Here is a 22,927-nt window from a genome sequence, read left to right on the forward strand (position 1 = left end):
CCCCTAGGATAGATTCTATTGCCCGTTTCGGCACCTTGGTTCGGGAAGTTAGAGGGCACTCGGCAGACCGGCGTTCGATTTCCGTCGGAAGCTTCCGGGACCGGAGGGGACGATTTCTCCTTGGAACACCCGGACTTCCCCCTCCTAACCGCCGCTACTTCGCTTTGACAAGGCGAGGGCAGCCCCCTTAGCTTCCCGCCCCCGGCGCGCCCAGGTCCTCCTTTCATCCCGCGCCGAGTCCTTTCCGCCATGAACATCATCGTTGAAAAGCAGCCGAACTGCCTCGCCACGCTGCGTGTCGAAGTTCCTTCCGACACCGTGAAGACCGAGCGTGCGAAAATCGTCTCCGGCTACGCCGCCCAAGCCCGCATCCCTGGCTTCCGCCCGGGCAAGGCGCCGAAGAACGTCATCGAGAAGAAATTCCAGACCGCCATTACGGAGGAACTCGACGACCGCCTGGTCCGCCAAGCCTACGATGAAGCTCTCCGCAAGGAAGCTCTCAAGGTGCTGAATTTCGGCATCCCGCAGAATCTGGCCCACAACGCCGATGGCAGTCTTTCCTTCCATGCAACCCTGACCCTCGCCCCGGACGTGGCGTTGCCGGAATACAAGGGCATCCCGGTCAAAGCCCCTTCTGCCGAAGCCACCGACGAAGAAGTCGAGACCCAGCTCAAGGGCCTGCAAGAGCGCTTCGCCGACTATCAGGACATCGAAGGCCGCGCCGCCCAGAACGGTGACCTCGCGGTGATCGATTTCACCTCGACCCTCGAAGGCAAGCCGCTCGAGGAAGCCCTCGGCAAGCCCGCCGGCTACCTTTCCGGCCGCGAAGGATTCTGGATCAAGCTCGACGAAAACAGCTTCCTTCCGGGCTTCGCCGCCCAAGTGGAAGGCCTGAGCGCCGGCGAGTCCAAGGACATCGCACTGACTATCCCCGAAGATTTCCCGCTCAGCGACCTCCGCGGCAAGGAAGTCGTCTTCCACGTCACCGTAAAGGGCCTCAAGCAGGCTGTCCTTCCTGAGCTGGACGACGAGTTCGCCGCCAAGGTCACCGGGGGTAAGACCCTCGACGAGCTCAAGGAGCTGGCCAAGCAACAGATCGGCATCGAGAAGCGCCGCCAGATCGACGACTACAAGGTCAACCAGATCGTCGAACACTTCAATTCCCTCGTCGATTTCGAGCTGCCGGAAGACCTTCTGCGTCATGAAACGCAGGGCCAAGCGGACGCTCTTGTGGAGCGCAGCGTGAAGTCCGGCATGACTCAGGAAGAGCTCATGGCCCAGCAAGGTGAGATCTTCGCCACCGCTGGTGACCAAGCTCGCACGAACCTGAAGACCAACTTCATCCTGCAGGAAATCGCCCGCACGGAAGGCATTTCCGTGAGCGACCAGGAACTGGTGAATCACCTCGCGATGATCGCCCAATCCCGGAAGCAGAACCCTAAGAAGTTCATCAAGGAACTGCAGCGGACCGGCCGCATCCCGGGCATCCGCAACTCGATGCTGGTGGGCAAGGCCATTGACTTCGTGCTGGAGCACGCCACCGTCGAGGAAACAGCAGATGAACCAACCCCAAATGAGTGATTTCCCGAATGTGATCCACGCCGGGGCCAGCCCTCGGAACAGCTACTACGTACCCGTCGTCATTGAGCAGGACGGCCGCGGGGAGCGTTCCTTTGACATCTACTCCCGGCTCCTCAAGGACCGCATCATCTTCATCGGCACGCCGATCGACGACTTCGTCGCGAACTCGGTGATCGCCCAGCTTCTGTTCCTGCAAATGCAGGATCCCAAGAAGGACGTGCACATCTACATCAACAGCCCCGGCGGTTCCGTGACCGCCGGACTGGCGATGTATGACACGATGCAATTCCTTACCTGTGACGTGAATACCTACTGCATCGGCATCGCCGCCTCCATGGGCTCCGTGCTGCTGACCGCAGGGACGAAGGGCAAGCGCTTTTGCCTGCCAAACTCCCACGTCATGATCCACCAGGTCTCCGGCGGTGCCCAAGGCACGGCCTTGGACGTCGAGCGGACTTTCGGGTTCATGATCAACCTGAACAATCGCCTGCATGGCATCCTCGCCAAGCACAGCGGCAAGACGCTCGAACAGCTCAAGAAGGACTCGGAACGGGACAACTACATGACCGCCGAAGAGGCCGTGGCCTACGGTCTGGTGGACAGGGTCCTGGAGAGCCGCAAGCAGCTTCCTGACGCCGTCGCGGCACTTGTTGACGCAAATGACGGAAAAAAGGACGACGCCTGAGTTCTTTTCCGCTAAATTGAGGCGTCGGGCTATTCGGCCCGACGCCTGCTTTTTTTATCCTGGCACCCTATGGCACGCGCTTCCAATCTCACCATGTGTTCCTTCTGTGGCAAAAGCCACTCGGAGGTGAAAAAGCTGATTGCCGGCCCCGGCGTCTATATCTGCAACGAGTGCGTTGAGGTCTGCTCGAACATCCTCGACAAGGAGCTCAACGAGACCGCGGGCAAGCCCTCCAAGAACCGCCGCAATCCGAATACCAAGCGGCTGCCCTCCCCCGCCGAGCTGCGGGCCAAGCTGGATGAGTTCGTGATCGGGCAGGAGCACGCGAAGAAGGTGCTCTCCGTCGCGGTCTACAACCACTACCAGCGCCTCCGCCAGGATCAGGCCTCCGTGGCCGAGGAATTCGGCGAGGTGGAGATCGAAAAGTCCAATGTCCTGCTGCTGGGCCCGACCGGCTCCGGCAAGACCCTGCTCGCCCGCACCCTCGCGCGGGTGCTGGACGTTCCTTTCTGCATCGTGGATGCCACCACGCTGACCGAGGCCGGCTACGTCGGCGAGGACGTGGAAAACATCATTCTGCGCCTGTTGCAGGCCTCCGATTTCGACGTCGAGCGCGCCGAGCGCGGCATCATCTACGTCGATGAAATCGACAAGATCGGCCGCAAGACCGACAACGTCTCAATCACCCGCGACGTGTCCGGCGAAGGTGTCCAGCAGGCGCTTCTCAAGATTCTCGAAGGCACGGTCTGCAATGTGCCGCCGCAAGGGGGCCGCAAGCACCCGCAGCAGGAGTATATCCAGGTAAACACGGAGAAGATCCTCTTTGTTTGCGGCGGTGCTTTCGTAGGCTTGGAAGACATCATCCAGCGCCGCCTCGGTCGCAGCACCTTGGGCTTCCACGGCACGAACGAGGAAGTGAAAGCCGCCAGCGGCAACATCCTCGACCTCGCCGAACCGGAAGACCTTTTGCACTTCGGCCTCATCCCGGAGTTCATCGGTCGACTGCCCGTCATCTCCGCTCTTCGAAAGCTTACCGAGGACGAGCTGATTTCGATCCTCACCGAGCCGAAGAACGCGCTGGTGAAGCAATACGGCAAGCAGCTCGCCCTGAACGGCGTGAAGCTGCGCGTGACCCGAGATGCCCTTCGAACGCTCGCCGAGGAAGCAGTCCGCCGTGGCACCGGTGCCCGTGCCCTGCGCTCCATCTTCGAGCGTCTGATGCTGGACGTGATGTACGACGTTCCATCCCGCGGCGACATCGAAGCCGTCACGCTCAACCGCCCGGTAGTGATGGGCGAGCGCCCACCACTGATCCGCCGCAGGAGGCAGGATAAGGACGCGGCTTGATCCGTTCTCTTCAAATCACGGGGCTATCGGAAACGGTAGCCCCGTTTTTCTTTTCCTCTTTCACCTTCACTCTCTCCGCTGGCCCGGATCAGGAGAATCCGGGCGCGGATTTCCGGCAGTGGCCGCGCCACTACGGCCAATGAGGGGATCGCTCATACCATGCTCTCCGGTCTCCACCCGACCCGCAAAACGGCGGGAGAAGCGAGGAGAGCCCGTAATGGCCACACCCAAGTCATACCAGCGATGGCTCGCCGTGAGATCAAATGACAGGGTCTCGTCCGATCCGGGAGCAAAGCTTCGTCGCGAGATCCCCGCACCGTAGGCATGGTCCTTGAGTTCCAGCTCGAGCGGAACACTCCCGAGATTCGCTACGCGCAAGAGGAGCCTTCCCCCGGAATAACCTGAAGCCAGCAGCAGTTCGGGATCCGAAGCATCCCCGCCATACTCGCGGAAGAATCCGTTCGGACCGTAGGCACGAAGAAAGTAGCGCTCCTCTTCGAAGCGGACCAAGGGCCACGAATAAGAAAGCTTCTCACCGGTCCGCACCGCGAAGGCCCACCGCCTCGCTTCCTCCAAGGGAGCTGGCGCATCCGTGTAGGAGGCGGCATCATCGGGATGAGTCGCGCCCGGCGCATAGACTTGGAAAGGTGCTCCAGCAGCCTTTTTTCCACTGCGACTCTCGGCCACCTCAAACATCACCTCGAAGGATCCCGCTCCCCGGTTCAATTTCCCTTCTGCCAGCAACTCGTAAGGCAAGGCACAGGAAGGACGCAGTCCCGGCTCTTGCCGCGGCAAATGAACTGAAGACCAGGGATTCTCAAGCACATCGCGAATCTCCTCGTCGCCGAGCGCCTTGAAGCCCACCGGAGGCTCCATGAACGACGCGCGGTGAATTCCTTCCACGAAAGCGTCGAGCTTCACCGGCAAGGGATTCACGTCCCCCTCACCGCCGTGCGGACGGAAGGCCGAAGTCAGGTCTCCACAGACCGCACGACGCCACGAACCGATGTTCGTTTCCCGGACCTCCTCTCCTGTCTTGTGGCTGAGGAAGAGTTCTAGGAATTGCAGCACGGAGGTATGGTCGAAAACCTCCGAGCACACGTTTCCGCCACGACTCCATGGCGAGGCAATCACCATCGGCACCCGGTAGCCGAGGCCCAGGGGATTCCCCCGCTTGTCGAATTCCAAATGGGTATCGATCCCTGACGAAGCGATACCAGTGCTCGGAAAATCGGGATGAGGAGCGGTGAAGGGAGGGACATGATCGAAATAGCCGTCATTCTCATCGTAGGTCAGGATGAAGATCGTCTTCTTCCAGACCTCCGGGTTCTTCGTCAGGATATCCAGCACCTCTGAAACGTACCACGCCCCATACCACGGGGCGGAGGGGTGATCGGAAAAGTTCTCCGGCGCCACCAACCAGGACACGGTTGGAAGCTTGCCCTCGTCCACATCCTTGCGGAACTGGTGGAAGATATCCCCCGCAGGGATCGTCACTTCCCTCTGCTCTTCTCCCTCCAGATAACCAAGCGTGGCGAGCTCACGGTAGGCAGGATCACCGGTATTCGTGGTAAAGGCCTTCCGGTGGATGCTTTGTTCACGTGCAGGAAGCTTGGCGAAATTTTCGGGAGAGCAGCGCTCCAACTCCAAGGAAATGGCGACGATTTTGCGTTCGATGCCTTCGCGTCGGGTCACCACCTCTTCCGGAGAAAGCGCCGCATCCGGCGGGGCTTCAAGTTGCTTCTGCAAGAGATCGAGCCGTGCTTGAAGATCGGCAAGGCGAAGCGGGGAAAATTCCACGTGATACTGCGCGAAGTATTCCATCGGATTGTCGCCGAAGTTCGCCAGCCAGGAAGCGGCGAGCGGCGAGAGCCCGGTGGGAAAGTCCACCTCGTTCTGATAGATCTTCCACGGGATGCCGTGTGCCTCCAGACGCTCCGGGAAGGTTGGCCAATCGGGATGCGTGTCGTGATCCGCTTCGTCATTGCTCAGCAGTGCCGCAGAATTCGGATCGCGGGGATCGCGGCTGGTGCCGGTCCAGAGGTAGAGCCGGTTCGGCGTCGTGGAAGTTTGCAGGGAGCAGAAGTGCTGATCGCACACCGTGAAGGCATCGGCGAAAGCATAGTAAAAGGGAATGTCTCCGCGATCGTAGTAGCCCAGGGTCAGCGGCATCTCCGCATATTCCGCAATGCCCGATTTCATTACCGGCAGCCAGCGGTCATGTTTGCCATCATTGCCAGCCGCGACCTCCGCGTAGCGGCTGTGCGGGAGACAGCTCATCCAGGTAGAACTGGACTCGTGGATCTTCAGGCCGAAGGGCGCGTAGGTGTCACCCTTTACATCCGTCTGCAGCCAGACCGGTTTGCCGCCGGGAATCGTGATCGCCCGCGGATCATCAAATCCCCGGACTCCGCGCAGGGTTCCGAAAGCATGATCAAACGAGCGGTTTTCCTGCATCAGGATGACCACGTGTTCCGCATCCAGGAATGTGCTGCCCTCCGCCGGCTCGATGCCCGCCGCCTTGAGAATCGAAGGCGGCACAACCGACATGGCCCCAAGACCTCCGGAAAGGAGGCTGGCACGGCGCAGGAATTCTCGTCTGGAAATCATCTCGAAGAGGGCTGCCGCGAAAAAGCGACTGACCGACTAAGGCCACCCTTTGACCTTCCTTTCAAGGGCTCCGGGAAAATTGCGTTTCCGAAAGGAAGATTCGGCATTTCGACAAGCCCGGGCACGCCTGCGATTGCTCTTCCCACCTCCCGGCGTCCTTTCGCATGCTTTTCCCATGCGCTGGCTGCCTTTGCTGCTCATTCCGATGCTTTCGACCGCCGAAGAGGTAAAACCTCCCGACCCGGACGAGGCCGCCTATCCGGCGATCGAGCGTTTCGTAAAGGTGTTGGAGCAGGTCCGCCAGCGGCATCCGGATGCGGACAAGGTCGAGTACGACCGTTTGGTGAACCACGCGCTGGATGGCATGCTTTCCAGCCTCGATCCCTTCTCGAGCTTCATCCATCCCGAGATGGCTCAGGCGATGGAAAAGGATCCCAAGCTGGATCCTTACGTCCCTTCTCTCGGCATCACTTTCGGTGTGCGCGATGACGGGCCATACATCGCGAACGTCGCACCCGCGACACCGGGATCACGCGCCGGGCTGTTGCCCAATTCGCAGATCCTCGAGGTCGATGGCAAGAAGCCTGCACCCATCGGGGAATTGATTGAATCCCTGAAAAAGCCACCGGGCGCGAAGACCACCCTCAAGGTCAAGTCGGTGACCGAACCGAAGCCTATCGATGTCGAGCTTGTTCACATGGCGGTCGAGGAAAGGAGCGTTACCGACGCGAAGCTGCTCGCAGATGGCAAGACCGGCTACATCCGCTTGGCCTCATTCATGGGTAACTGCGCACGCGAGATGGAAGCAGCGGTCGATGAATTGGAAGACAAGGGCATGAAGAAGCTGATCCTCGACCTCCGGGGAAACCCCGGCGGCGATCTTCATCAGACGGTTCAGATTCTGGGCCTCTTCGTGCCGCCGAATACCGCGGTGGTGACCACCCAAGGTCGCGGAGGAGAAGTCCAAGGCGAACCCTTGAAAACCCCCGAGCGCCAGCGCCGCAAACGGGACTACCCGATGGATGTCCTGATCGATCACATGTCCGCTTCCGCCTCGGAACTCACTTCGGGTACCCTGCAGGATTTGAAGCGCGCACGCATCGTCGGAGAAACGAGTTACGGAAAAGGCTCAGTACAGAACATCATTCCGATGGGTGGCGGCACTGCATTGCGCCTGACCATCGCCACGTATCATACGCCGTCAGGACGCACACCCCACCGCGTGGGCATCAAGCCGGATCTGGAAGTGAAGTTCTCCGATCAGGATCGAGAGAATATGGCGCTGTCCTTCCGTCGCAGCACCCTGACACAGGACGAGTCGAAGAAACTCGACGGCTGGGAAGATCCGGTATTGAAGGCAGCCTCGGGGGAAGCCAAGTGAACGAGCACAGACCCATGCTGCTTCTCGCCATCGAGTCATCCTGCGACGAAACCGCGGTCGCCATCCTGGCCGGCGAACCCGGACAACCGGCCACCGTCCTTGCTTCCGAGATCGCCTCACAGATCGAGCTTCACCGTGTTTATGGAGGCGTGGTTCCGGAGATCGCTTCCCGGAATCACTCGCTGCACTTGCGACCTTTGGTAGAACAGGCTCTCACGCATGCCGGTGCGACGATGGCTCAAATCGATGTCTTCGCCGCAACGTCCGGCCCCGGCCTCGCCTCCTCCCTCCTTATCGGAGCCACCGCCGCCAAAGCCATGGCGGCAGCCGCTAGAAAGCCCTTCCTCGCGGTGAATCATCTCGAGGGCCACTTGCTCTCGCCCTTCGTGGAAACCGGCGTCGTGCCGCCCCATCTCGCATTGATCGTTTCGGGAGGACACACGCTGCTTCTCGATGTCGAAAGCCCCGGGAACTACCGCAAGCTCGGCGGGACGCGTGACGACGCCGCAGGTGAAGCTTTCGACAAGGTCGCGAAGATGCTCGGACTCCCCTACCCCGGCGGCCCGGAGATCGAGCGTGCTGCGGCCACGGGAAACAAAGAGGCCTTCACCTTCCCGCGCTCGATGATGAAGGAGCCCGGATTCGACTTCTCCTTTTCCGGCCTGAAAACCGCGGTGCTCTATACGCTATCCCAGCGCAACCCGGAATCCGGCACCCCCTTGCGCGAAGACCTTGCCGATCTCTGTGCTTCCTTCCAAGAAGCGGTCATTGATGTCTTGGTGACCAAGACTCTCCGCGCAGCCCGTCACGCAGGGAGGAAGACCATCGCCCTGTCCGGCGGCGTCAGCCTGAACAAGACCCTGAGATCCGCGTTCGAAGAAGCATGCAGGCGTGAAGGAATCACCCTTGCCACCGCTACTCCTGGCCTCTGTACGGACAATGCCGCGATGATCGCCTTCGCTGCTCTGCTCCATGCCTTCGAAGGCAAAACCTCGCCGCTAGATGCAGATATTGATCCTAATCTGAGGCTAGCAGCTTCCTAACCCTGGTAATTTGGCGCAACGGTGACGAAAGCCTGCGGGGTTGCTTTTTGCTTTTCCGCTCCGGGGGATTGCGTGTTGAGTTTCCAAAGTATCTTTCTTGATGGCCTATCGGACGATCATCTTCGACTTTGACGGCACCCTTGCGGACACGCTGGAGGAGAGCCGCCGGATCTACAACAGCTTGGCGGGCGACTACAAGCTGCGGGAAGTCTCCGCCGAGGAACTGCCCAACCTCCGGCATTTCTCGCTGCTGGAGTTGCTCGATCATCTGGATATCCCGAAGCGCCGGGTACCCTCACTGCTGTCCCGCGGGACAGCGCTAATGCGGGGGAATATTACCAAGCTGCCCCTGATTCCGGGAATCAGCGATATCCTACCGGAGATGCGAGCCCGGGCGCAGGCGTTCGGCATCCTGACCTCGAATGCCACGGCCAATGTGGATCTGTTCCTGCGTGCCCACGGATTGCGGGAACACTTCGATTTCATTTCATCGACCTCGAAGCTCACCGGCAAATCGAAGCACTTGAAGGCGATCCAGAAGACCTTCTCCGTGCGCGCCGACGAGATGCTCTACGTGGGCGACGAGATCCGTGACATCAAGGCTTCCAAGAAGGCTGGGATCGCCATTGCGGCTGTCACCTGGGGTTTCAATTCCACCGAATCCTTGGAAGCGGAGACTCCTACCCACGTGGTTTCAACCCCGTCGGAGTTGTTGGAATTGGTTCCAGGATCTTAAGGATCTTGGGCCTGCGGCTCCCGGGGTAGTTGTGCGGGCTGCGGTCAGGTGAGCAATTTCCGGGTTCGACATTTTCCCGGGACCTTGCCCAATCTCCGGCATGTCCGAGCTGCCTCCTGATCCCGAGAAGGAACATCTGCCTCACGAAACGCCTGCCGAAACGCCGAAGTCGACCACAACCTTGCCGACTTCCGTGCTGGCGATGGGCTTCATCGCGGTGACCTTGGTCGGCGTGCTAATTGCTTCCGCCATCCGCTCGCGGCCTGCCGTGCCGGACACCAAGGATGAGAAAGACGATCCGGCGCTGCGCGATGCGCGGGCCCGCATCCAGATGCTTCAAGAAAGCGTCAACACGGAGCGCCAGAAGCTGGGTCTCTCTCCGATGTACGGCCAGACTGCAAAGTCGGCGGACGAAGTGGCCGCCCGCATTACCGAGGATGCGGCGACGCTGGTAGCCTTGGCCAAGAGCGTTCCCGACTTGATCGCCAAGAAGGACGCGGAGATGGACAAGCTGAACCAAGACTACACCGAGTCCTTGAAGCTCCAAGGCATTCTTCGCGATCAACTGGCGAAGTCCGAAGAGAAGTTGGGCCGTGCGCTTATCGACGGATCGGAAGCATCAACTCTCCGCACGCAGCTCGACGCCGCCAACAAGCGGGTCATCTCCCTCGGTGACGAAGTCCGCCGCCTGAAGGAAGGCCCGGGCGAACTACAGGCTCGCCTGAACACCGTGATCGCCGATCGTGATTCGCTGAAGGCCCGCTTGGCTGAACTCGAGTCGCGACTTTCGCAAGCCTCGCTCTTCGCAGGCACCGAGTCGCAGCTCTTCAAGGAAGCGGTCGAACTGTTCCGCAGCCTGCGCGAACTCGAGAACAAGCCGGATTCCGAGATCAGCGCAGCCTACAGCCAGTATGGCGCGAAGATGGGCGCCAACGTGCTGGATCGGATCGAGTTCCCAACCGGTTCCTCCGACATTCCTCCGGAGATCCACACCAAGATCGCGGGCTTCGCAGCCGAGGCTCCGGACAATGCGCTGTTGATCGTGATCGGCTACGCGTCGGAAACAGGCAACGTGGATTCCAACCGCACCCTCTCTTCCGAACGTGCCACCGCAGTGGCCAAGGTGCTTGACGAAGCGAAGAAGCCGGGACAACGCGTCCAAGCCGCTTACCTCGGCCAGACCGATCGCTTCGGTTCGAAGTTCCCGGAGCGCAACCAGATCAGCGAGGTCTGGCAGATCGTCCCGAAGACGAACAACTGAGAGACGGATCCAACCAAGCTTAAACAAAAGACAGCGGCCCGGGCATCCCGGGCCGCTGTTTTGTTAGGAAGCAGTGCCCATCAAAGCGAGCTCGCCTTGATGCCGGTGAAGGCAGCGGGATTCTTCTCCGCACGGGTGACATAGCGGCGGACACCGATGGCACCTTCGGTGAAGCTGCCGTCCTCGGCTTCAATCACCGGAGTATCCATGTCATCCACGAAGACACGGATGGAAGGACCTTCCGCCTCGACGCGGATCGTGTGGGCTTCGCCGGCTTTCAATCGAAGCGGAACGGCCTTGATCTCGGTCCACTTGTTGTCCGCCTTGCCTAGCACGACCTGGTTCTTCTCGGCACTGATGCCGGCATAGTAGCCGCGGTAGTTGTCCGCACCGATCGATGCGTCGTTCACGCGGAAGATCACGCCGCCATCTCCCGAGTCGTTCAGGGTGACCTTGGCATCATAGACCAGATCCTTGAAGACCGTGGCCGGAACCACTGCCTTCACACCATTCAATCCGTAGCTGAAGGAATTCGCATTCGAGGCGCAGTGCAGGGCGCCATCGCGCACGTACCAGCCACCGCCGTAGACGTTCCAGCCTTGGAAATCGCCATCGGTGAAATCATCCGCGAAGGACTCCGGAGGCGTGGCAGGCTTCCCGATCACCGGGAGACTGGTAAGGCGCAGCATTCCTGCACCGAAAGGCACCAGCTGGATCTTTTCTTCCGGCGCATCCGAAGCCACCGGGGAAAGCGGCGGATCCTGAGCCACGGCACCGTTCACTGCCATGGTCCAGCCCTTGATCTTCTTGGCACGCGCCACCAGCGTCACCGGCGTCTTGCCCCGTTCGAAGGGGTTTTCCGGCATTTCGCCGACCTTCACCTCGATGGACGCAGCGGGATTTGCCGGATCAATCACGAGGCCATAGTTCCAATCCGACTGCGGGTAGAGCTCATACGACTCGAAGCCCGGAATCCGCGCCTTCGCAAAGCTTTCGCGGCGCTCCTTGATGCCGAGCGCATACACCAGCGGCCCGCGATGCACGGAGACGCTGCCATTCACGCCCGGCTGCACGCGCAGCTTCATGGGCAGCTTCAGGATGATCTCATCGCCCTTCTTCCAAGTGCGCTTGAGGGTGGCGAAGCTATCCGCCTTCGGAGCGGGTTCAGCCTGGCCATTGACCGTGATGCTCGCGTCATCGCACCAACCCGGGATTCGCAGGGAAAGCGGGAAGGCCGCCTCACCCTCGCTCGAGACGCGGATGCGGACGTTCTCCATGAAGGGGTAGTTTGTCTCCGCCAACAGCGTGACTTTCTTCCCCTCACCCACCGTCGCGGTGACTTCGGTCGGCGCGATCGCCAGCATGGCTAGGCCGTTGTCGGGAGTGGCAGCCCAGGAATTCTGCACGAATTTCGGCCAACCCATGTGGAAATTGTAGCAGCAGCACTGGAAGCCTGAGATGGGGCCCGGAGTACTACCGTTATCGTAGTCTTGGTTATAGCCCTTCGCGGCGCGCTTCGCGATGACGTTGTTCGGCAGGCAGTAGTAGACGTGCTGGTGAATGTCCTCGGATACCGACCCGGGCAAGGCGTTGTAGGCCATGCGCTCGAGGCTATCGCCAATCGAAGCGTCGCCGAGCACCCGCAGCACGCTGGCATCGCTCAGCATCCGCTCCACCACGGAGCAGAGCTCGATGCCCTGGCTGGGAGAGGAGCCGGCGAGGAACTCGGTGCCGGAATTGATCCCCACCGCGAGGCCGTGATCACGGTCCAGATTGGCGAGACCGGCGGCATAGGCCTTGCGGTCGGCCTCGCTGTTCGAGCGAAGCGAGTAAACCGCTGGCATCTTCAGGGCCTGCGGCACGTTCACGTTGTGCTTCGGCTGAAAATCATCGCCGAACTCGAGGAAGCGGTTGTTCGTGAAGATATCCGTCCAAGCGTAGGCCTGCTTCGCGAGCTTGTCGGAAAGGGTCAGCAAGGACTCGTCGCCGGTGCGATTGAAAAGCCAGAAGACTGTTTCGATTTCGTCGCCGGAACGGGCCTTGCCCCAATCCTGAAGCGGCCGGCTATCGAGCGCGGAATTCATGTGCGCGTAGTACTTCGTGAGGAATGGGATGACGCGCTCATCGCCGGTGGCCTCATAGAAGTCGCGAAGGAGATGGTTCACCACCATGCGCGGCCACCAATCGGGATTGTTCTCGGGGCCGTAGAAGCCATCCGCGCGTTGGCTGGAAAGGATACCATCCATCCACTTCGTCGCTTCCGCCTTCAGCTTCGCGTCATCGAGCCCCCAGGCCAAGGAGACGAGGCCCTTCAGGTAGTAGGGGCCCTTTTCCCAGTTTTCCCCTTTTCCTCCGCGCCAGGCATTGTCCGGCCCGGCGGCCTCCAGCAATTCAGGAGCATGGCCTGTCAGGCCATCGCGCTGCAGCTCAAGCTGGTGCTTCAACCAGCCTTTCGGTTTGACGCTGCCGAGTGGCAAGGCGGTGAAATGCCCCGGCTGGAGCGGGGTCTTGTTCGGAGCAGCCTTGGTGACCGGATTGGCAAAGGCGACGAGGCCCAAAAGGACAAGAGGGGTAGCGATGGCGAATGTGATCGAAGGCTTCATAGGCGCGGCGGCATTACGGAGCGATGCTGAGCTTCCTTCCTTCATATTTCAAACTTGTTTGACCTGTTGGACAACTTCTCCAAGCCAGCGTGGCCGGAAGATTCACTTCCCGGAGAGACAAATCAACCGCGTGCAATGGGGTGGCGATGAGCGCCTGTTAAGCCTGTTAAAACAGGGAAAATAACAGGCGATCCGGCAGGACATCGGGTGGATACCGGAGGGGAAGAGCACGGAGGAAAAGAAGCGACATGCAGGGAGTCTGCCTGAGCAGCGGGGCATTCTGAACCAAGTCCAGTGGTCCCCATTGCATGCCGTGGGTGAGTTGAGGCTCGGCTGTTCTCCGAACTTCGAACAGGTGACGACCGTTGGCAGGAAGGAGTCGGCTTAACCGCGCAGCTTCCGTTTCACGACCGACCACACCAAGCCGCCTACCACATAGACCGCCCCGCAGACCAGCGGTACGGGAATCCCGGTTTTAAGCTTCAGAATGGCTCCCACTGCGGCACCCGTGGCGAAGGAGAGGGCGAGCACGAAGGGGGTGCCGATTTTCCAGCTTTCGACGGGATGGCCCCGCAACCGCATCCCGATCAACTGCCCTAGATCCGTGAGCAGGCCGGTGATGTGCGTGGTTCTGAGGATAAGCCCCCGGTAGCGGGTCGCGAGCGCGTTCTGCATCCCGCAGGCCCAAGCGGCCACGAAACAGGTCAGCTGCAAGGACTGAGACTGCAGCAAACGGGTCGCCATCAGCAGCAGGCCGATAAACACCATGGATCGCCCATAAGGCCGCGCCAGCTGGAGATTCGGGTGATGGATGAAATAGCCGGAGGTGGCAGCCCCACCCACGAATCCGGCAACCGAGAGGCAGAGCAGGGCTGCCTCACCGGACCAGAGATCCCCGGCTTTTACCGCCTCCGCCGTGATCCGGGAGAGATCCCCGGTGAGGTGGCTCACGGAAACGCCGAGCCCGAGCATGAAATCGGCATTCACCGCCGCCGCCAGGAAGGCAAGGATGCAGCCGCCGGAAAGAACCCAGGCAGGCCTTGGATGGAGGGACTCCCCGCTCATGGGCAAGCCGGCGCGACCTCTCTTTTCATTACCGTCAGATGTTACAAAGCCCGCGGAGGGCCCGCAATCCCCGGTGCTGCCGGGCCCGAACCAATTTCCCCTTGCACGCCGCCAGCGCCTGCCCGCTACTCCCCGCCGTGATTCCGAACGTCCTTGCCGAACGCTACGCCTCCCCTGCCCTGCAAGCCATCTGGTCCGCCGAAGGCCGCATCGTGCTGGAGCGTGAATTCTGGATCGCGGTGATGAAGGCCCAGCGGGATCTCGGCCTGGACATCCCGGAAGAAGCCATCGCCGCCTACGAGAAGGCGAAGGACAGCGTCGATCCCGGCTCCATCATGGCCCGCGAGCGGGTGACCCGCCATGACGTGAAGGCCCGGATCGAGGAATTCAACGACCTTGCCGGCCACGAGCACATCCACAAGGGCATGACCTCCCGGGATCTCACGGAAAACGTGGAGCAGCTCCAGGTTTACCGTTCCCTGCTGGCAATCCGCGACAAGTCGGTGGCCGTGCTTCGCCGCCTGCGCTGCCGCGCCGAGCAATGGGCCGATCTCGTTATCACCGCCCGGACCCACAACGTCGCCGCGCAGCCGACCACGCTGGGTAAACGCATCGCGATGTTCGGCGAGGAAATGCTCACCGCCTTCCACGCGCTGGAAGATGTCATCGCCCGCTACCCGGTCCGCGGCCTGAAGGGCGCGGTCGGCACGCAGATGGACCAACTTTCCCTTTTCAACGGCGATGCCTCACAGGTCCTCGATCTGGAGAAGCGCGTCGTCACCCACCTGGGCATGCCCTGCGTGTGGACGAATGTCGGCCAGGTCTATCCACGCTCACTCGATTTCCGCGTGGTCTCCGTGCTCACGGATCTGGCCAGCGGTCCTTCTTCCTTCTGCCGCACGCTGCGTCTGATGGCTGGCCACGAGACCGCCAGCGAAGGCTTCGCCCCGGGCCAGACCGGCTCCAGCGCGATGCCGCACAAGATGAACTCCCGCTCCTGCGAGCGCGTGAACGGCTTCCACGTGATCCTGAAGGGCTATCTGGCGATGGCCTCCGGCCTTGCAGGCGACCAGTGGAATGAAGGCGACGTCTCCTGCTCCGTGGTGCGCCGAGTGATGCTGCCGGATGCCTTCTTCGCCATCGACGGTCTCTTCGAAACCTATCTCACGATCCTCGATCAAATGGACGCCTACCCGGCCGTGATCGGGAAGGAAAACGCCCATTACCTGCCCTTCCTGATGACCACCACCATCATGATGGAAGCCGTGAAGTCGGGCGTTGGCCGCGAGACCGCGCACAAGGCTATCAAGGAGCACGCCGTGGCCACGGTGAACGACCTGCGCGCAGGCAAGACCACGGTGAACGACCTTGTCGCCCGCTTGGCGAACGACGAACGCATCCCGCTCGACGAAGCCGCACTGTCCGCGATCGTGGCCGAAGGCGAGCGCAATGCCGGAGCCGCCCGTGCGCAAATCACGCACTTCGAGCGCGAGATCAACGCGATCGAGAAGCGCTACCCGAATGGTGCCGCTTACTCGCCGGGCTCGATCCTCTAAGCGTAGCCGGATTGACGGTTCAACGGATCTTGTCGAAGCGGCTGATCGGCTGCTTCGATGAGCCGAGCGCGGTGTCGATCTTCTGCTGGACCACGGGCGCCCATGCGGTGATCCGCCGCTCTCCCTCACGGGAAGTGGCGATCAAGGCGGCGGTGGTGGCGCAGAAGCACATCAGGGCTTGGGCCAGCTGAAGGCGGGGAGGAACGCGCCGCCGGTTGGTGAGCGGCTTGTAACCGGTGAAGAGCACGCTCAATTCTTCCTTCGCTACGCCTTTGAAGGGCACAAAGGGCAAAGGGGGAGCGTCGGCGAACCAATTCTGGATCGTCATCGGGGGGCTAGGGGAGGTTTGGGTTGGGGAGGTGAGCCAGGGAATCTCACGGTTCCCCAGCGCGGGTGGAGAATTAGGGTACCCTGAGGGTAAGGCCATTACGCAATCACGTAGCCCGATCAACCTGAAGTCGCTGATCTTGAACATCCGTTTGACCCTACACCGAAGGTTCCGTTTCCAACATCCGGGATTGCAAATCCCTACGAGCTGCGGTGTCTTTTCCTCATGAGGAAGCTTCCCTCCCTGCTCCGATTCCTAGCACTTGCCATGACAGGTGCCGCCTTGCTTAGCGGCTGCAAATCAAAGACCGCTCAAGCCGAAAAAACCGCCGATGGGCTTACGAAAATCAAGGTGGGCTACATCGGCCTAACCTGCGAGGCGCCGCTCTACGTGGCTTTTGAAAAAGGCTATTTCAAAGAGCAGGGCTTGGATGCGGAATTGGTCAAATGTGAGTGGGGTCAATTCAAGGACCTCGTCGGCACCGGCAGCATCCATGTGGTGCATCAGCCAATCATGGCTTTCCTCAAACCGATCGAGGAAGGGCTGGATGTGAAGCTCACTGCTGGCATTCACCGCGGCTGCCTCCGGGTGCAGGCCCCGCTGGGCGGCAACATCAAGACCGTGCAGGATCTGAAGGGCAAACGGATCGGCGTACCCGGCATGGGGACCCCGCCTTTCATCTTCGCAAATCGGGTGCTGGGCGACAATGGCATCGATCCCCGCAACGACGTCGAATGGAAAGTCTTCCCCTCGTCCGAACTCGGACTTGCCTTGGAGAAAGGCGAAGTGGACGCGATCGCAAACTCCGAGCCGATCGGCCTGCTGCTTCTGGCGGACAAGAAGGTCCAGAACATCGCCGACCAGACCCTCGATGAACCCTACGCTTCCGAGTACTGCTGTGGCGTGATCGTCAATGGCAAGTATGCCGACATCAATCCCGACGCGACCGCGGCGGTGACCAAGGCCATCATGAAGGGAGCCAAGTGGGTCGAAACCAATCCGCGCGCTGCAGCGGTCATGTCGGTGGAGAAGAAATACATCGCTTCGAACCCGGAATTGAACGCCGAGGCACTCGGCCGACTGCGTTACGTCCCGAGCATCGCCGGTGGCAAGGAAGCCATCCGCGGGGCCGCGGAGGGCATGAAGCGGGCCGGCATCCTCAAGCCGGACATGGACATCGATAACGCGATGAAGAAGATCTACCGCGAGTATCCCGGTGTGAATGACGAATGGCTCAAGGACCAAGAGGTCGAGAAGGTCGCCATGGGCCAGATCCAGCCCAACCAATGGGAACTGGTGAGGCAGGAGTTGGCCACCATCGGGAGCCCGACCGAGATCAAGACCTGCTGCAATGCCGGCAACAAGGCAATGGCAGCCAAAACTACTCCGTGAGATGGCTGAGTCTTCCTCTGTAGCGCCTGCCGCTACCGAAGCCATCGCTGCCACCCCTGCCCTCCACAAGGGCTGGCTGGCAAAGATCGGCTTTCCCGTAGCGGTGGCCATCGCCTACGGCATCCACACCGCAATCTCGCGCGAGGAACCGGTGCTGGAGACGCGCAACTATTCGATCTTCCTGGCAGGCTTGGGCGGGCTGGGCCTCCTGGCCGCGGTCCTGCAATTCATCTTGCCCGCATTCCGCCGGTGGATGAAGGACATGTGGCCCATTCTTTCCGCCGCCGTTCTGCTTTTCGCTGGCTTCGAGATCGTTACAACCGGCTTGCGGCTGCTGCCCCTGCCCTACTTCCCGAGCCCGCCAAAGATCCTCCAGAGCGCAATCGATGACCGCGCGCTGATCTGGGAGAGCACCTATCATTCGCTCTTCCTGCTCGCCCGGGGCTACTTGCTGGGCGTGCTCGCAGGAATCGTGACCGGAGTGTGCATCGGGTGGTTCCGCACGGCCCGCTACTGGGGCATGCCGGTGATGAAGATCGTGGGCCCGATCCCTGCCACCGCATGGATTCCGCTGGCGCTGATCCTTTCTCCTTCGGCAACGCTCTCCGCCATCTGCCTGATCGCGATCGCAGTCTGGTTTCCGGTGACGATGCTCACCGCCTCCGGAATCGCGAACACCCGCTCCTCCTATCTGGATGTGGCGAGGACCCTTGGCGCGCGTCCGTCCTATTTGATCTTCCGCGTGGCAATTCCGGCCGCGATGCCGAATATCTTCCTGGGTCTCTTCATGGGGCTCGGGGCCGCCTTCCTCACGCTGGTGGTGGCGGAAACGGTCGGCGTGAAATCCGGTCTCGGCTGGTATCTCGGCTGGGCGCGCGAGTGGGCCGAGTATGGCAAGGTATTCGCCGCCCTAGGGATCATGGCGATCTTCTTCTCGACAATCATGACCTGCCTCTTCGCCCTGCGCGACCGAGTCCTCGTTTGGCAGAAAGGAACGATCAAATGGTAAGCAGCCTCAATCCTGTCGCCGAAGGCGCCGCGCTGCGGGTCAATGGCGTGAGCAAGCGTTTCCTCTCGCCGGACCGTAGCGAATTCACCGCACTGGACAATGTTTCGCTCTCCGTGAAGGCGGGCCAACTTGTTTCACTGGTGGGACCCAGCGGCTGTGGCAAGTCCACCCTGCTCCGGATGATCGCGGGGCTGGAAACACCGGGGAGCGGCGAACTGCTGGTGGGCACGGAGAAGATCACGAAGCCCTGCGCCAGCCGCGGCCTGGTCTTCCAAGATCCGAATCTCTTCCCCTGGCTTACGGTCCGGAAGAATCTGCAAGCGGGACCCACTGCGCGTGGCGTGCGGAAAGACACGCGCCAAGAAGTGGACGAGTTCCTCCGCTTGGTGGGCTTGGAAAATTTCGCGGATGCGTATCCGCACCATCTCTCGGGCGGCATGGCACAGCGCGTCGCACTCGCCCGCGCACTGATCAATCATCCGCAGATCCTGCTGCTCGATGAGCCGCTGGGGGCGCTCGATGCCTTCACGCGGATGCGCATGCAGGACGAAGTGCTGCGCCTGTGGCAAGCACGCGGCACGACGATGGTCTTCGTCACCCACGACATCGACGAAGCGATCTACATGAGCGATTCGATCGTGATCATGACGCCACGTCCGGGCCGCATCGAGGAGATCATCCCGGTGGAGCTGGAGCGGCCGCGGGATCGCAGTTCGGCAGAGTTCCTGGCGCTGCGTGCTCGGATCCTGAAGATGCTGCACTTCGCGGGCGAGGAGCACTGAAGGCAATTCTCTCCTAAGGATCGGACGACCCGCGTGTCTCACCGGGATGAAGATCCGCGTGATACTCTCCGGCCTGCTGCTGAGCGCCTCCATCCACGGCGAAGGTGAGCCGCCTCCCCTGATCCGGCACACTTGGGCCGGGGCCCTGTCTCCTTTTACCAGCACGGAGACGAGCATCTCCACGAAAGGTGAGGTGGAGGTCAGGATCACCCCACGCCGAGGCGCGGTCTATTCCTACCGGACCTCCTTGTCCCTGCCAGAGCTCGAACAACTGGACTCCCAGCTTGATCTGTCCGGTTTCCTCGCCGAGACGCCCCCTCCCGTGGGAACAGCCGGGCTACCGGAGATCCCGGATCTGGGCATGAATACTCTCGAAATCACCCGGGCAGAGAAAAAGCGCATGCTCAAATTCCAGCGTGAGGAATCGCTCGAACCTCTGGTGCAGACGCTCCGTCTGTTGGTGGGGCAAGCCGTCGCAGTGAACGAGATCGAGACGGATGGCAATATCTACTCGGCCATTTCACGGCTTGGCAAAGACCCGGCACAAGTGCTGCAGCCTGGTCGCTTGAAGAAGCCGCTGACGAAATATATCGGGAGAACGGCAGACCGCCAGCACCTCGAATGGGCGCTGACCGGCCTGGCCGCTACCAGCACGCCGGAAGAATTCGCGGCGGTAGTCGCCACGGGACTCAAAGACGAGAAGCGCGGCGATCTGATGTCTAACGCAATCCCCTCAGCGCCCAAGGAGCACGAGGCCGCGCTCTGCCCTGTCCTGCTGGATTTCCTCGAGACCCACGACACCTTGCCGAAGCTCAGCAAGGAAAAGAAGTACGCGCTGGAGGCCTTCCCGCGACGACTCGGCGCCCAAGGCTACAAACCCGCGATCCCTTTTCTCATCGCGCGCCTCGAGCGCAGTGGCCAAGGGAAGCCACCTTCCGGCTCGGTCGCAGAACTGGCAGAAATGGGCGCGGAGGGAGTGCGGGCGGTGATTCCATTCCTCAATCGAGATGACGGGCAGCAGCGCTGCCGGGCAGTCGAGATCTTGGCGATCACCGCGGCGCTCGCACCAGGGAAACATCCCGCGCAATCCTATGACGAGGCGGAGTATGCGGAGATCCGCCCCCTCCTCCGGAAAATCCTGCCCCAGCTCACGACGATGGCCGGAAGCGATCCGGACCAGGCCGTGAAATACACGGTGGCGAGAGAACTCCACCGGATCCAAGAGGCCATCGAGCCCTAGATTGCGGACAGCATCTGAGGGATCAGTCCGGCAGGGCAAAGGCGACGTAGGCGTCCCCGCTTTTCGTGCCCATCTTGCCACCGCCGCAGGCGATGACGACGTATTGCCTGCCATTCACGGCATAAGTCGCGGGTGTGGCGTAGCCGCCGGCGGGAAGCTTCGCCTTCCAGAGTTCCCTGCCAGTCTCCCGATCAAAGGCGCGGATGTTCTCGTCACGGCTGGCAGCAATGAAGACAAGCCCACCCGCGGTGATCACCGGGCCACCATAGTTCTCGGTGCCGGTCTTCGGGATCCCTTTTTCCGTGAGCTCCGGATATTCGCCGAGAGGCACGGTCCACTTGTAGTCGCCGGTATTCAGATCGATCGCATGAAGGGTGCCCCATGGCGGCTTCACGGCGGGATAACCGGCGGGATCGAGGAAGCGATTGTAGCCGGTGGTGGAGTAAGGGAGTGAGCCAAGGGCATCGCTCCCCGGCTCTTCCTTGCGACCGGCATCGTTCACGGGTGCCGCGACACCGAAGAGGAAGTCGACGAGTTTTTCGCGCTGCCCATCCGAAAGGAAGGCGAAAGAGGGCATGACGTTCTTGCCGGTCTTCAGAAGGGTGTGGACGTCTTCCTTCTTCAGGCGCTGGGCTACATCTAACAGGGATGGCACATTCTGCGCGGGGTTCCCTTTCCGATCCGCTCCGTGGCAAGCCGCACAGATCTGCGCGAAGATGGCTTCGCCGGTGGCAGGACTCGTTCCGCCATCGGTCTGCTGCGGAACCATGGAAAGGATCCACGGCATCTCATTCGCATTCACATAGAGGATGCCATCGGGGTCGACCGCAGCCCCACCCCACTCCGCGCCGCCATCGAAGCCGGGGAAGATAACGGTGCCCTGGGTGCTAGGAGGAGTGAAGGGAGCGTGCCGCCGGACTTTCGCAAGTTGATCCAAGACCTGGCGGTTAGCATCCGGAGAGAGGTTGGTGGCTTCTTCGGCATCGAAGACCTGGCGGGCAAAGGGTGCTGGCTTGCTAGGGAAAGGTTGCGTGGGCCATGCGACTTCGCCTTGGAGATCGGAAGGCGGCACGATCTTTTCCTCGATAGGAAAGAGCGGCTTGCCGGTCTCGCGCTCGAAGAGGAACACGTGCGCGGACTTGGTGACTTGGGCGACCGCATCGATGCTGCGCCCCTCGTGTTTCACGGTGATGAGATTCGGCGGTGCGGGGAGATCTCGATCCCAGAGATCATGATGCACGAACTGGAAGTGCCAGACGTGCTTGCCGGTATTCGCGTCGAGGGCGATCAGGCAGTTTGCATAGAGGTTCTGGCCGATGCGATCGCCACCCCAGAAGTCAAAGGCAGCGGAGCCGGTAGGGCAGAAGATGAGGCCGCGCTTCTCATCGAGTGCGAAGCCGGTCCAGACGTTCGCACCGCCGACGGACTTGTGTGCATTTGGCGACCACGTTTCGTAGCCGGGCTCGCCGGGTTGGGGGATGGTATTGAAGCGCCAGACGAGTTCTCCGGTGCGGACATTGAAGGCACGGATGGGACCCGGAGCGGCAGGCGCAGGGCCTTCTCCAAGGCGCATGCCCATGATGAGGAGATCGCGATAGATCACGCCGGGGGTATTTGCCGCGAGGTAGAGATCCGCCGAGTCACGGCCGAGGCCTTCCTTGAGATTCACGGTGCCTTGCTTTCCGAAAGATGGGATGCGCTTCCCGGTCTTTGGGTCGATGGCGTGGAGGGAGTGATCGTTCGCGTAGAAGAGGCGGGATTCTTCGCCGGCATCCCAATAGACGAGGCCGCGGTTCACGCCGCCCTTGGTGAAGCCTTCCTTCGCGGGATCGAAGACCCACTTTTCTTCGCCCTTTGCGGCATCGATGGCGAAGAGCCTGAAGTCCGGAGAGCTTCCATACAGTACGCCATCGATCACGAGGGGATTGCACTGGATCTGGGAGCGACCTTGGGGATCCGCTCCACCGGAGGAGTAGCTCCAGACAGGGACCAGCCCGGCCACATTTCGTGGGGTGATCCGGGTGAGCTCGGAGTAGTGAGTCGAGGCCTTGTCGCCGAGATAGGCGGGCCAATCGCGATCAGCAGCGGAAGCGAAGGTGGCAGAAACGAGAAGCAGCGAGAGGCATTTCATGGGAGGGTTTTGCGCGGGAATCATCCACGGAACTGCGCGAAGCCGGAAATCCTTTCATTGCGAAGGCGTGGCTTAACCGCCACCTAATTTGTCCTGTGCCATCGTGGGACCATGAGAGAAAGCAATGGAAGCCACGCAATTTTCATGCATCGTAGAAACCCGAGCGGCGGGCCAAGC

17 protein-coding genes are annotated in these 22,927 nt (G+C 61.1%); 12 read left to right on the forward strand and 5 right to left on the reverse strand.

Annotated features, from left to right (window positions below; genetic code table 11):
- The first annotated feature begins 249 nt into the window (after positions 1-249).
- The 3 genes from tig to clpX all read left to right on the forward strand — a co-directional run bounded on the left by tig (position 250) and on the right by clpX (position 3,613).
- Positions 250-1,581, forward strand: a complete 1,332-nt coding sequence (gene tig / locus HHL09_RS06940) for a trigger factor (protein ID WP_169453844.1) — start codon at positions 250-252, stop codon at positions 1,579-1,581.
- Entirely contained in the window at positions 1,574-2,266 is a 693-nt protein-coding gene (locus HHL09_RS06945) for an ATP-dependent Clp protease proteolytic subunit (RefSeq protein ID WP_169457693.1), read from the forward strand. Before tig ends, HHL09_RS06945 begins: the two co-directional genes overlap by 8 nt.
- 69 nt (positions 2,267-2,335) lie before the next feature.
- On the forward strand, positions 2,336-3,613 hold the full coding sequence (gene clpX / locus HHL09_RS06950; RefSeq protein WP_169453845.1) for an ATP-dependent Clp protease ATP-binding subunit ClpX: 1,278 nt from the start codon (positions 2,336-2,338) through the stop codon (positions 3,611-3,613).
- A gap of 66 nt (positions 3,614-3,679) precedes the next feature.
- On the opposite strand, the gene HHL09_RS06955 is transcribed toward clpX, so the two are convergent.
- On the reverse strand, positions 3,680-6,223 hold the full coding sequence (locus HHL09_RS06955) for a phosphocholine-specific phospholipase C (RefSeq protein ID WP_169453846.1): 2,544 nt from the start codon (positions 6,221-6,223) through the stop codon (positions 3,680-3,682).
- 175 nt (positions 6,224-6,398) lie between these two features.
- Between HHL09_RS06955 and HHL09_RS06960 the strand changes: the two genes are divergently transcribed.
- From HHL09_RS06960 to HHL09_RS06975, 4 genes are all read left to right on the forward strand, one after another.
- Entirely contained in the window at positions 6,399-7,604 is a 1,206-nt protein-coding gene (locus HHL09_RS06960) for a S41 family peptidase (RefSeq protein ID WP_169453847.1), read from the forward strand.
- A gap of 14 nt (positions 7,605-7,618) precedes the next feature.
- Entirely contained in the window at positions 7,619-8,647 is a 1,029-nt protein-coding gene (gene tsaD / locus HHL09_RS06965) for a tRNA (adenosine(37)-N6)-threonylcarbamoyltransferase complex transferase subunit TsaD (protein ID WP_169453848.1), read from the forward strand.
- A 100-nt stretch (positions 8,648-8,747) separates the two neighbouring features.
- Positions 8,748-9,383 (forward strand): HAD-IA family hydrolase, encoded by a 636-nt coding sequence (locus HHL09_RS06970; protein ID WP_169453849.1) that lies wholly within the window; start codon positions 8,748-8,750, stop codon positions 9,381-9,383.
- A gap of 100 nt (positions 9,384-9,483) precedes the next feature.
- A complete protein-coding gene (locus HHL09_RS06975; protein ID WP_169453850.1) occupies positions 9,484-10,644 on the forward strand; it encodes an OmpA family protein in 1,161 nt (386 codons plus the stop codon).
- 80 nt (positions 10,645-10,724) lie between these two features.
- On the opposite strand, the gene HHL09_RS06980 is transcribed toward HHL09_RS06975, so the two are convergent.
- Both HHL09_RS06980 and HHL09_RS06985 read right to left on the reverse strand, forming a co-directional pair.
- Positions 10,725-13,247, reverse strand: a complete 2,523-nt coding sequence (locus HHL09_RS06980; protein WP_169453851.1) for a beta-L-arabinofuranosidase domain-containing protein — start codon at positions 13,245-13,247, stop codon at positions 10,725-10,727.
- A gap of 384 nt (positions 13,248-13,631) precedes the next feature.
- Entirely contained in the window at positions 13,632-14,312 is a 681-nt protein-coding gene (locus HHL09_RS06985; protein ID WP_169453852.1) for a YoaK family protein, read from the reverse strand.
- A 137-nt stretch (positions 14,313-14,449) separates the two neighbouring features.
- Here HHL09_RS06985 and purB point away from each other — a divergent pair, with 137 nt between their 5' ends.
- Positions 14,450-15,868, forward strand: a complete 1,419-nt coding sequence (gene purB / locus HHL09_RS06990) for an adenylosuccinate lyase (RefSeq protein WP_240963746.1) — start codon at positions 14,450-14,452, stop codon at positions 15,866-15,868.
- A gap of 19 nt (positions 15,869-15,887) precedes the next feature.
- Here purB and HHL09_RS06995 read toward each other — a convergent pair whose 3' ends face one another.
- The gene (locus tag HHL09_RS06995; RefSeq protein ID WP_169453854.1) at positions 15,888-16,196 is read right to left on the reverse strand and encodes a hypothetical protein; all 309 of its coding nucleotides are present in this window, start codon (positions 16,194-16,196) and stop codon (positions 15,888-15,890) included.
- Positions 16,197-16,421: 225 nt separating this feature from the next.
- Here HHL09_RS06995 and HHL09_RS07000 point away from each other — a divergent pair, with 225 nt between their 5' ends.
- The 4 genes from HHL09_RS07000 to HHL09_RS07015 are packed head-to-tail and all read left to right on the forward strand — an operon-like array spanning position 16,422 to position 20,619.
- Positions 16,422-17,588 (forward strand): ABC transporter substrate-binding protein, encoded by a 1,167-nt coding sequence (locus tag HHL09_RS07000; RefSeq protein WP_169453855.1) that lies wholly within the window; start codon positions 16,422-16,424, stop codon positions 17,586-17,588.
- Position 17,589: 1 nt separating this feature from the next.
- The gene (locus tag HHL09_RS07005) at positions 17,590-18,597 is read left to right on the forward strand and encodes an ABC transporter permease (protein ID WP_240963747.1); all 1,008 of its coding nucleotides are present in this window, start codon (positions 17,590-17,592) and stop codon (positions 18,595-18,597) included.
- On the forward strand, positions 18,591-19,379 hold the full coding sequence (locus HHL09_RS07010) for an ABC transporter ATP-binding protein (RefSeq protein ID WP_169453857.1): 789 nt from the start codon (positions 18,591-18,593) through the stop codon (positions 19,377-19,379). The genes HHL09_RS07005 and HHL09_RS07010 overlap by 7 nt, the downstream gene beginning before the upstream one ends.
- 46 nt (positions 19,380-19,425) lie before the next feature.
- A complete protein-coding gene (locus tag HHL09_RS07015; protein WP_169453858.1) occupies positions 19,426-20,619 on the forward strand; it encodes a hypothetical protein in 1,194 nt (397 codons plus the stop codon).
- 22 nt (positions 20,620-20,641) lie between these two features.
- On the opposite strand, the gene HHL09_RS07020 is transcribed toward HHL09_RS07015, so the two are convergent.
- The gene (locus tag HHL09_RS07020) at positions 20,642-22,750 is read right to left on the reverse strand and encodes an outer membrane protein assembly factor BamB family protein (RefSeq protein WP_169453859.1); all 2,109 of its coding nucleotides are present in this window, start codon (positions 22,748-22,750) and stop codon (positions 20,642-20,644) included.
- Positions 22,751-22,927 lie beyond the last annotated feature (177 nt).

This window comes from Luteolibacter luteus (genome assembly GCF_012913485.1).
Classification (GTDB): domain Bacteria; phylum Verrucomicrobiota; class Verrucomicrobiia; order Verrucomicrobiales; family Akkermansiaceae; genus Haloferula; species Haloferula lutea.